Source organism: Staphylococcus sp. HMSC62A08, assembly GCF_001839105.1.
GTDB classification, from domain to species: domain Bacteria; phylum Bacillota; class Bacilli; order Staphylococcales; family Staphylococcaceae; genus Staphylococcus; species Staphylococcus caprae.
In genome coordinates this window covers 757-10,371 of the sequence record NZ_KV840033.1, presented here as the reverse complement: position 1 = coordinate 10,371, position 9,615 = coordinate 757, and the positions used below count along the sequence as shown (strand labels likewise).

Genomic DNA, 9,615 nt, shown 5'->3' with positions numbered 1-9,615 from the left:
AAATAATTTTGCTAAATTATATTTCTGTCCTGCTCCCTAATTAATGCTTAATGATTCACTTTGTAATAAATAGTTATTTCACACGTTCCCAAACTAATTTTTGGTTAGGTACGTTTCCGTTAATGATGCTTAATGTGTCACCTTCTAAAGTGAATACTCTAGGTTGTGTGTCTCCTAACCATGTAGGGTTCATGCTTACTTCCATTGTATGATAAACAGTTGAGTTGTCTTCATCTAGTTCATATTTTCCTGCGTAAGCTACATAACCATGTGCTGCTTTAGACATTTCTTCTGTAGTTCCAGTGTGTAAATCGCCAGATTCGTATGCTGGACGTCCTTGTTGCATTAGTTGCGCAGACATATAGCCATCTGGATTGTACATAATGAATCCTGTGGCATCTTTGCCTAATGGAAAGAAGATTTCACCGTTTTCAGTTTCATCTTGGTATCTCACTAATCTCCATGTTCCGATTAATTGTTCTTGTAATTGAACCATTTTAAGACATCCTTTCTTAATTATTATTTAGATATTATGCGTTAGAACCGCCTGATACACTAATTGTTTCGCCAGTAATTGCTGAGGCACCTTCTGACGCTAGGAAAATGACAGTGTCAGCAATTTCTGAAGGTTCTAGTAGACGATTCATAGGCATTTTACCTGTAATATATTTCTCCATCGCTTCTTGCTCTGTTGAATGATCTTGTTCTGCTAGGTGTGCAAGTTGATTTTCAATTAATGATGTACGAACTGGACCAGGTAAGACTGCATTAGCAGTGATTCCATCTGATACAACTTCGAGGGCAGTTGTTTTCGTGAAACCAATTTGCGCAAATTTAGAAGCGACATATGCTGATTTAAATGGATCAGCCATTTCACCATGTGCAGATGAAATTATGATAATTCTACCTTTTTGTTGTTGTTTCATACTTGGTATTACATGTTTTGTCATTAAAAATGTACCTGTTTGAATCACGTTAACGACTTGATTCCATTTTTCTAGAGGGAAGTCTTCAATCTTAGAGATAAATTGAATGCCTGCATTATTGACTAAAACATCGATGGCACCATATTGTTTAGTGATATCCTCGATAGATGATTGAATTGTTTCTTCGTCCGTCACATCTACTTGATAGGCAATACCATTGTTTAGTGATTGCGCTGCCTTTTCAGCAACTTCCTTACTCATATCGAAGATGAATACACGGTCACCTTCTTTATCAAATGCTTGAGCAATGGCGTAACCAATGCCTTGTCCTGAACCTGTTACGATAACATTTCTACTCATATTTAAAACCTCCTAAAAATTTATAATACTAATGATGCTAAAATAACTACGATTAATGCTAATAAGTTTGAACCTGTGTTAGTAATAAATAAGTATTTGAACCCATTCTTATGGTTAAGTCCTGTAAGGGCAAAGAATGTCAATACAAATCCTGTATGTGGCATCACAGTAAAGATAGATGACGACATTGTAGCTACACGGTGAATCACCTCTGGATCAATGCCCATATCGACATATTGTTTACCAAATGCGTGCATCACAATACCTAGTGAACCTGAGGCAGAACCAGTAATGACACCGAACAATGCGGATGCAACTGATAAACTAATGAGCGGATTACCAGGAATATTTAAAATAAGTGATTTAATTGAATTAAAACCTGGTGCTAAAGTGACTACAGTACCAAATGCAATGGCAGAAGCTGTTAAAAACATTGGTGTCACCGAACTGATAGCACCTTCATTAATCACTGATTTGTGTACAGGAATGTATTTATGGAATATAAGCGCTGATAAGATAATTGAAACAGCTAATCCAATCAGAATGATATTATCAACTTTAAAGGCACTCCCAATAATATTGATAGCGATTAAAACGATAATAGGTAAAATGCTTAAAATAATGTTAGGTGTTTCTTTATGCGTTGGTTGAGACTCGTCTATATTTAAATTGAAGTCGCTAAACGTTTCGCCTTTGGCAATACTTTTCTTAAGGGCAAATTTCATATACCATAAACCAAATGCAATGGCGACGATGGTTCCGATAATGCCTAATAAAGGTGTGGCTGTTAATGTTGTACCCAAATATTTAGTCGGCACTACATTCTGTACTGATGGCGTACCGGGCAACATAGTCATTGTAAAAGTACCTAACCCTAACATGATTGGAATACCAATTAAATTCCAAGCGATATTGAGTTCTTTAAATAAAGGTTTAGCAAGTGGTACAAGAACAAAGACGACCACGAATAAACTAATACCACCGTATGTTAAGATGGCTGTAATAATAAATATGGCAACTAAAATGGAATATGGGTTACTTGTACCCACTTTACTTATTATGGTTTCAGCAATTGATTGAGCTGCACCGCTTTGGTCCATGTATTTTGCAAGTAATGAACCAAGTAAAAAGACACCAAAGAAACTGATAATAAAACCAGCTAATCCGGTCATATAAGAATCTTTTGTTCCTATTAAAGAATCAAAAAAGGAAGTCGGTTAGTTAAAATAACGATGATTGAAGCTATAGGTCCTATAATTAAAATAGAATAGCCTTTCATTGCTAAATAAATGATAAATAGTATACCTAGGATAATCCCAATTGTTCCGATGGTTTCCATTTTTCTCCCCCCTTTAACTCGTTAATCTAAAATAATGTGTTGTATAACTATAATTATTCGCTCGTTATCGCGGTTTGTAAAAGACGTATTTAGTTATTGTGGTAATAACTAAACAGTTATAATGTGGGGGATCACGCACTAATATATGATGTTTTGGGGCGAGGGTATGCATTTTAATGAATAAACTGAAAATAAAATAAATAGAAAAAGAAGGTTATGTATGAATAAACTACAAACTAAATCATATTTAGAAGCAGTAACGAGATTTGGTAATATCTCTAACGCAGCGAAGCACCTTTACGTTTCTCAACCATATCTTAGTAAAGTCATTAAAGAGTTAGAAAATGAGGTGGGCGTAGAACTAATCAATAGAGAGAGTAATCCTCTAACGTTAACATATGCAGGAGAACGTTATTTAGCATATTTAGATGAAATGGAAATGATACAACAGAAAATGGAATATGAATTACAGGAAATCGCAAATTTAGAAAAAGGACGATTGAAAATAGGAGTAAATCCATTTTTAGCATCGCATACGTTGTACAATATTCTTCCGGAATTTATCAACAGTTATCCTGGAATTGAAATCGAATTAATAGAAGATAATGCGAATCAAATAGAAGTGCTATTGGCAAATCAAAAGATGGATATTAGTCTTACGATTTTACCAATTGGAAATGATCAAATTACTTACGAAACGTTATATTCTGAAGCACTTTATCTTGCTATACCAAGGTCCCACGAATTGGCGCATAATAATCCGACAGAAACGAATCAACTTCCTTTTTCCATACATCAATTAAATAATGAGAACTTTATTTTGTTGAAAAGTAATATGACGTTACGCACAATTACGGATAAGTTCTTTAACGACTTTAATATAGTACCGAAACCAGTGATGGAAACAATTAATATAGATAATGCACTCTATTTAACAAACGCGGGTATTGGCCTTACGATTGTACCAGAAAGTGTGAAGAATAAGGCCACTCATGAAAACATACAATATTTCAAACTTGATGAAACACACTATAAAAATAATGTGGTAATTGCTCATAATAAAAATCGCGATATTTCAAAAGCAGCGAGTGTTTTTTTAAATCTCGCGAAGATGCGATTTAAAGAGCATATTTAAGATGTTTTATATACTTTTAGCTTAGCCAAAATATATCTAATATTAATATTCTGATGTTTCTAATTTAATTGTAAATACTATATACTTTAATTAGTATTTTTTATTAATTTTCAATGAGGTGAATATATGAATAAACTATCAAAGTATATTGCGACGGCGACGTTAGCAACAGCGTTTACAATTTCTGCACCACTTAATACATATGCGAGTGATTCACATGCAAAACAAGATGAGAATCATCAAACCACACAACAACAAAAGAATCTTAATCTTGGTTCGGAAAATATTATGGCCGTGTCTTGGTATCAAAATTCAGCAGAAGCGAAAGCACTATATTTACAAGGCTATAATAGTGCGAAAGTTCAATTAGATAAAGAGATTAAAAAGAATAAAGGTAAGAAAAAGCTCGCTATTGCACTCGATTTAGATGAAACAGTTTTAGATAATTCGCCATATCAAGGCTATGCAGCGCTTAATGATGCGCCCCATCCTCAAGGCTGGCACGAATGGGTCGCAGCAGCGAAGGCCAAACCAGTATATGGCGCGAAATCTTTCTTAAATTATGCTAATAAAAAAGGTGTAGATATTTATTACATATCTGATAGAGATAAAGAGAAAGATTTTAAAGGTACGAAACAGAATTTAAAAAATATAGGATTACCTCAAGCTACAGACAGTCATATTTTATTAAAAGGTAAAAGTGACAAAAGCAAGGAAACACGTCGTGAGAAAGTTCAAAAAAATCATAAATTAGTCATGTTATTTGGTGATAACTTATTAGACTTCGCTGATCCTAAACAACCTACTGCTCAATCTCGCGATGAATTAATTCAAAAACATAAAGATGATTTTGGTAAAAAATACATTATTTTCCCAAATCCTATGTATGGTAGCTGGGAATCAACCATTTATAACAACAATTATCAAATAAGTAAAGCGCAAAAAGACCAATTGAGAAAGCAGTCTATTAAACAATTTGATCCTAAAACAGGCGACGTTAAATAACTTTTATAGTTTAAATAGGAATTTTATAGCTATATCGGTGAATAATCTCATCGGTGTAGCTTTTTATTTTTGAAAGTGAGGTTTCAATCATCAAAGTATTAATGTAAACTTAACTATATAAAAAGTTTACATTAAAAAGGGCGTACATGTTGAACTTTAATTTTTCAGAAGTAAGGGGTTAGAAAGGATGAATTTAAACTTAGCAGAACGCGTACTTTATCACGATGGGTTATCTCAAGTTGAATGTTTGGAAATATATGAAGATCCCAATATTGATACCTTTGAATTACTCAATGAAGCTTACATTGTTAGAAAGCATTATTATGGTAAAAAAGTAAAATTAAATATGATTCTCAATGCGAAAAGCGGCATTTGTTCTGAGGATTGCGGGTACTGTGGACAATCTGTAAAGATGAAACAGAAGCAACGTTATGCATTAGTTGACCAAGATCAGATTAAAGCAGGGGCACAAGTGGCTACAAATAATCAAATAGGAACATACTGCATTGTTATGAGTGGTCGCGGCCCAACAAATAAAGAAGTGAATCATATTTGCGAAACAGTAGAAGATATTAAGAAAATGCATCCACAATTGAAAATTTGTGCATGTTTAGGACTAACGAAAGAAGAACAAGCAGAAAAACTTAAAGAAGCGGGTGTAGACCGATATAATCATAATTTAAATACGAGTGAACGTTATCATGATGAAGTAGTAACGACACATACATATGAAGACCGGGTACATACTGTTGAAATGATGAAGGCAAATAATATTTCTCCATGTTCAGGTGTCATCTGTGGAATGGGTGAAACAAACGAAGATGTGATTAACATGGCATTTGCATTGAAAGAAATTAATGCGGACAGTATCCCAATTAACTTTTTACATCCGATTAAGGGTACAAAATTCGGTGGATTAGATTTATTGTCACCAATGAAATGTTTGCGAATTATAGCAATCTTTCGCTTAATTAATCCAACGAAAGAAATTCGAATAGCAGGTGGTCGTGAAGTCAATCTTCGGTCACTTCAAGCCATTGCCTTAAAAGCAGCTAACTCAATTTTTGTTGGAGATTATTTAATTACCGGAGGCCAACCTAACGAAGAAGATTATCGTATGATTGAAGATTTAGGATTTGAAATCGATAGTTAAGAAATTAATATAGATATTATCTTACCTAGGGCATGTTAACCATGTCCTTTTTTTATTGAAAATAAAGTCAATTTGGTACCTATACACTGATTAGTGATTGATTTGAGTCTCTAGCCTTATCTCAATTTTTAAAATTACTCATGTTTAAACTTAAAAATTCGAATCATAATCAAATGTGTGGCCAAATATAAAAAATATATTTATTACTAATATCAATTATGATTGAGGGTAAAACATAATTAGTAAGAAACAAATATATTATTAATATAAAACATACAAATATATAGTTACAAGATATTTGTATATTTATAATAAACTCATTATAATACATAAATACATCATTAGTATTGTATGAAATGTTTTTAGGGGTGGTTTTGAAATGAAAAATAAACAAGGATTTTTGCCCAATGTACTTAACAAGTATGCAATTAGAAAGTTCACTGTTGGTACAGCTTCCTTATTAATCGGCGCAACATTAGTATTTGGTGTTGGCGGCGTAGCAAGAGCAGATGAGATAGACAATGCAACCTCTCAAAATGGAAATAGTACCAAAGACAAGAGTGAGCCAGTCGATGTAGAAGAATTAAGTAATAGTGATAATACGACGAATCAATCAGAGAAAGATACTTCAGATAAAACAACAAATCAAGCAAATGAAAATCAATCTTTAGCTCAAGAAACGAACACAACAGAATCGAAGACGAATGAAACACAAAGTAGCGAACCGGTTACTAATGAAAAAGCATCAGAAGAAAGTAAATCAGATGTAAGTGATAACAAAACAACAAATGATAATAATAAAGCAAATGAAACAGTAAAAGATAGCCAACAACAATCTAAAGAAGAAACAAATGAAAGTACAAAAGCAACTGAAAATAATAAAGATACGACTGAAAGAAAAGATAACATATCAGAAGAATCGGTGAATACCGATTCAACTCAAGAGAACACCTCAGAGAAATCCACAGATAATAACAAAAGTTCAAATCAAACAACAGAACAATCTAAAGACACAGATTCAACTTCTTCTAGTAAAACTTCAGAACAGAATTCAAACATAGACTCAACTTCAAGTAAATCAAATACTTCAAATGAAACAACAGAAACAAATACAGTAGGAAGTAGCACAAATGCCACAACCCCTATCGAAGATACGACTAAAATTGAAAGTAAAAAAGAAAGTTCAATTCCACTAAGTGATAATAAAACAAGCTTAACGAATCAAGTCACTGCAACGACAACGACAAGAAATAATAATAAAAGATTTAGAGTACTTGTAGCCACTAAAGACACAAAGGCTAAAACATATACGAAACCATCAAATCCCAATTATGCATACTTACTTAACGATTTAGGATATGATGCAACAACTATTAAAGATAACAGTGGATTACGTTATGCAGGAGTTTCTCAACTTCAAAATGACACTGGCAATGTGATTAAACTCAATTTAACGAATTGGATAGAAAATAATGATTTGATAGACGGAGGAAAAGTAAATTTTTCTTTTTCACAAAGTGATTTTTATAGTCAAATCCAAAACATAACAATTAATGGCGTTTACATGACTACTACTAATAATGGTCAAAACTGGACTGCACCAATCAATGGTAAAACGGTGGAGGGAACGGAAGGAATAGTAACAAATAATGAGGTTTTAATTACTTTAAAGAATTCTCAAACAATAGCAAGCTTAGGGTATTCTAATAGTAAACCCGTATATTTGACACATACGTGGACTACAAATACTGGAGCTATTGCGGGAGAAAGTGTTCAAGTTACTACGATTGCACCAAATATTTATAGTAAAGCGCCTCAAACGACTCAGTCGTCTGGGTTTACCTCAGGTAAAGTTGTAAACAGAATTAGATATGATAGCTCAGATAACTCAATCAAATCTATTCATGCATTTAAGCCAGATGAAAACTTTTTACAAACTGACTATAATTGGGTGTTATATATTAAAGAACAAGTTAATAAAGACTTAATACCTTATATAGATCCTAGTTCTGTAAAAATTTACGTTTCTGATACAAAGGGTGACCCGATTAGTTCAAGTAGGTTTGTAAATGGTACTTTAAGTAGCGATGGGATGTTTGATAGTAGTACAATTGATGAAATATCTATTAAAAACACAAATACTCTTATGCATCGTAATGATGCTAGGACAAGTTTAGATAAAAATATATTCTATGGAACATTAGGACAATCAAGAAGTTATACGATTCAATATAAATTGAAGAGTGGTTATACTTTGGATAGTATTGCTTCACAAATAAGTGATAGAGAAACATTTCAATCATGGATAGAAACGGATTATTTAGATACAACCGATAATGGGGAACCTAATAAACGTTTATTGGGGTCTTATGCAACTTCTTACATAGATATGATAGACAGAATTGCCCCCGTAGCGCCTAAAGCTAGTAATATTACGACTCAAGACACTGAGATTAAGGGTACAGCTGAGGCTAATACAACAATTACATTAAACTTTAGTGACGGTAGAACGTTATCTGGTACGGCAGATAGTACTGGGAATTTCTCAGTGTCTGTACCTAGTGGTTTTGTTTTAACAGGAAAAGAAACTATATCAATAACTTCAACCGATAAAGGGTCAAATGTATCACCAGCAATAACAATTACAGTTACAGATACAACACCTCCAACGGTTACTGCAATTAATGATAAAACACAAGAAGTCAACTCAGTCCTGAATAACATTAATATTAATGCATCAGACAATAGTGGAGACACAGTAATTAATACTGTTAGTGGACTACCGAGTGGAGTAACTTTCAACGCTTCAACAAATACAATTAGTGGCACACCAACGAAAGTGGGAAGCTATCCAATTACGGTGACTTCTAAAGATACGAACGGTAATACAACAACTACTACATTTACTATCAAAGTAGTAGATACAACGCCACCTGTAGTTAAAACAATTGTAGATCAAACAAAAGAAGTAAATACATCAATTGATTCAATCAAGATTGAAGCGACAGACAATAGTGGATTGGCAGTGGGCAATACTGTTAGTGGGTTACCAAACGGAGTAAGTTTCGACAGTAATACAAACACAATTAGCGGGACGCCAACAAAAGTAGGCAGCTACCCAATCACAGTGACGACCACAGATGCATCAGGAAATGTAACGAAAACGACTTTTACTATCAAAGTGGTGGACACAATATCACCTGTAGTAACTTCTATTGCAGACCAATCTAATGAAGTCAATACAGCTATCGATTCAATCAAAATCGAAGCGACAGACAATAGTGGATTGGCAGTGAGCAATACTGTTAGTGGGTTACCAAATGGAGTTACGTTCGACAGTAATACAAACACAATTAGCGGAACGCCAACAAAAGTAGGAAGTTACCTAATCACAGTGACGACAACAGATGCAGAAGGCAATAAAACAGAAACGAACTTCACAATTAAAGTTGTAGACACAACAAAACCGACGGTGACAGCTATCGAAAATCAAACCAAAGAAGTGAACACGCCAATTGACTCAATAACAATTGAAGCAACAGATAATAGTGGCCAAGCCGTGACCAACAAAGTGAGTGGTCTCCCAGCCGGCGTAAGTTTCGATAGTGAGACGAACACAATTAGTGGCACGCCAACGAAAGTAGGCAGCTATCCAATTACGGTGACAACAACGGATGAATCAGGAAATGAAACGACA

General features: G+C 33.9%; 8 protein-coding genes. 4 read left to right on the top strand and 4 right to left on the bottom strand.

Annotated elements, in window-relative coordinates; translation table 11 throughout:
* Positions 1-73: 73 nt before the first annotated feature.
* Genes HMPREF3264_RS05060 through HMPREF3264_RS12900 form a run of 4 tightly spaced genes read right to left on the bottom strand, consistent with a single transcriptional unit; the run spans position 74 to position 2,625 of the window.
* A complete protein-coding gene (locus tag HMPREF3264_RS05060; RefSeq protein WP_070872212.1) occupies positions 74-496 on the bottom strand; it encodes a lipocalin-like domain-containing protein in 423 nt (140 codons plus the stop codon).
* A gap of 34 nt (positions 497-530) precedes the next feature.
* On the bottom strand, positions 531-1,286 hold the full coding sequence (locus HMPREF3264_RS05055) for an SDR family NAD(P)-dependent oxidoreductase (RefSeq protein ID WP_070872210.1): 756 nt from the start codon (positions 1,284-1,286) through the stop codon (positions 531-533).
* Positions 1,287-1,306: 20 nt separating this feature from the next.
* Positions 1,307-2,458 carry a GntP family permease gene (locus HMPREF3264_RS05050; protein ID WP_256323957.1) on the bottom strand — a complete coding sequence of 384 codons (1,152 nt, stop codon included), beginning with the start codon at positions 2,456-2,458 and terminating at the stop codon, positions 1,307-1,309.
* Positions 2,459-2,478: 20 nt separating this feature from the next.
* A complete protein-coding gene (locus HMPREF3264_RS12900; protein WP_256323956.1) occupies positions 2,479-2,625 on the bottom strand; it encodes a hypothetical protein in 147 nt (48 codons plus the stop codon).
* Between the two features lie 220 nt (positions 2,626-2,845).
* Here HMPREF3264_RS12900 and HMPREF3264_RS05045 point away from each other — a divergent pair, with 220 nt between their 5' ends.
* The 4 genes from HMPREF3264_RS05045 to HMPREF3264_RS05030 form a co-directional block, all read left to right on the top strand.
* Positions 2,846-3,760 carry a LysR family transcriptional regulator gene (locus tag HMPREF3264_RS05045; RefSeq protein WP_070872208.1) on the top strand — a complete coding sequence of 305 codons (915 nt, stop codon included), beginning with the start codon at positions 2,846-2,848 and terminating at the stop codon, positions 3,758-3,760.
* Between the two features lie 126 nt (positions 3,761-3,886).
* The gene (locus HMPREF3264_RS05040) at positions 3,887-4,765 is read left to right on the top strand and encodes a 5'-nucleotidase, lipoprotein e(P4) family (protein ID WP_070872206.1); all 879 of its coding nucleotides are present in this window, start codon (positions 3,887-3,889) and stop codon (positions 4,763-4,765) included.
* Between the two features lie 187 nt (positions 4,766-4,952).
* On the top strand, positions 4,953-5,918 hold the full coding sequence (gene bioB / locus HMPREF3264_RS05035; protein WP_070872204.1) for a biotin synthase BioB: 966 nt from the start codon (positions 4,953-4,955) through the stop codon (positions 5,916-5,918).
* 379 nt (positions 5,919-6,297) lie between these two features.
* On the top strand, positions 6,298-9,615 hold a 3,318-nt coding region (locus HMPREF3264_RS05030), incomplete at its 3' end, for a putative Ig domain-containing protein (RefSeq protein WP_141764450.1).

Bases quoted from the DNA above. Each gene is read 5' to 3' on its own strand.
- HMPREF3264_RS05060 (WP_070872212.1), bottom strand. From the start codon at position 496: ATGGTTCAATTACAAGAACAATTAATCGGAACATGGAGATTAGTGAGA.
- HMPREF3264_RS05055 (WP_070872210.1), bottom strand. From the start codon at position 1,286: ATGAGTAGAAATGTTATCGTAACAGGTTCAGGACAAGGCATTGGTTAC.
- HMPREF3264_RS05050 (WP_256323957.1), bottom strand. From the start codon at position 2,458: ATGACCGGATTAGCTGGTTTTATTATCAGTTTCTTTGGTGTCTTTTTA.
- HMPREF3264_RS12900 (WP_256323956.1), bottom strand. From the start codon at position 2,625: ATGGAAACCATCGGAACAATTGGGATTATCCTAGGTATACTATTTATC.
- HMPREF3264_RS05045 (WP_070872208.1), top strand. From the start codon at position 2,846: ATGAATAAACTACAAACTAAATCATATTTAGAAGCAGTAACGAGATTT.
- HMPREF3264_RS05040 (WP_070872206.1), top strand. From the start codon at position 3,887: ATGAATAAACTATCAAAGTATATTGCGACGGCGACGTTAGCAACAGCG.
- bioB (WP_070872204.1), top strand. From the start codon at position 4,953: ATGAATTTAAACTTAGCAGAACGCGTACTTTATCACGATGGGTTATCT.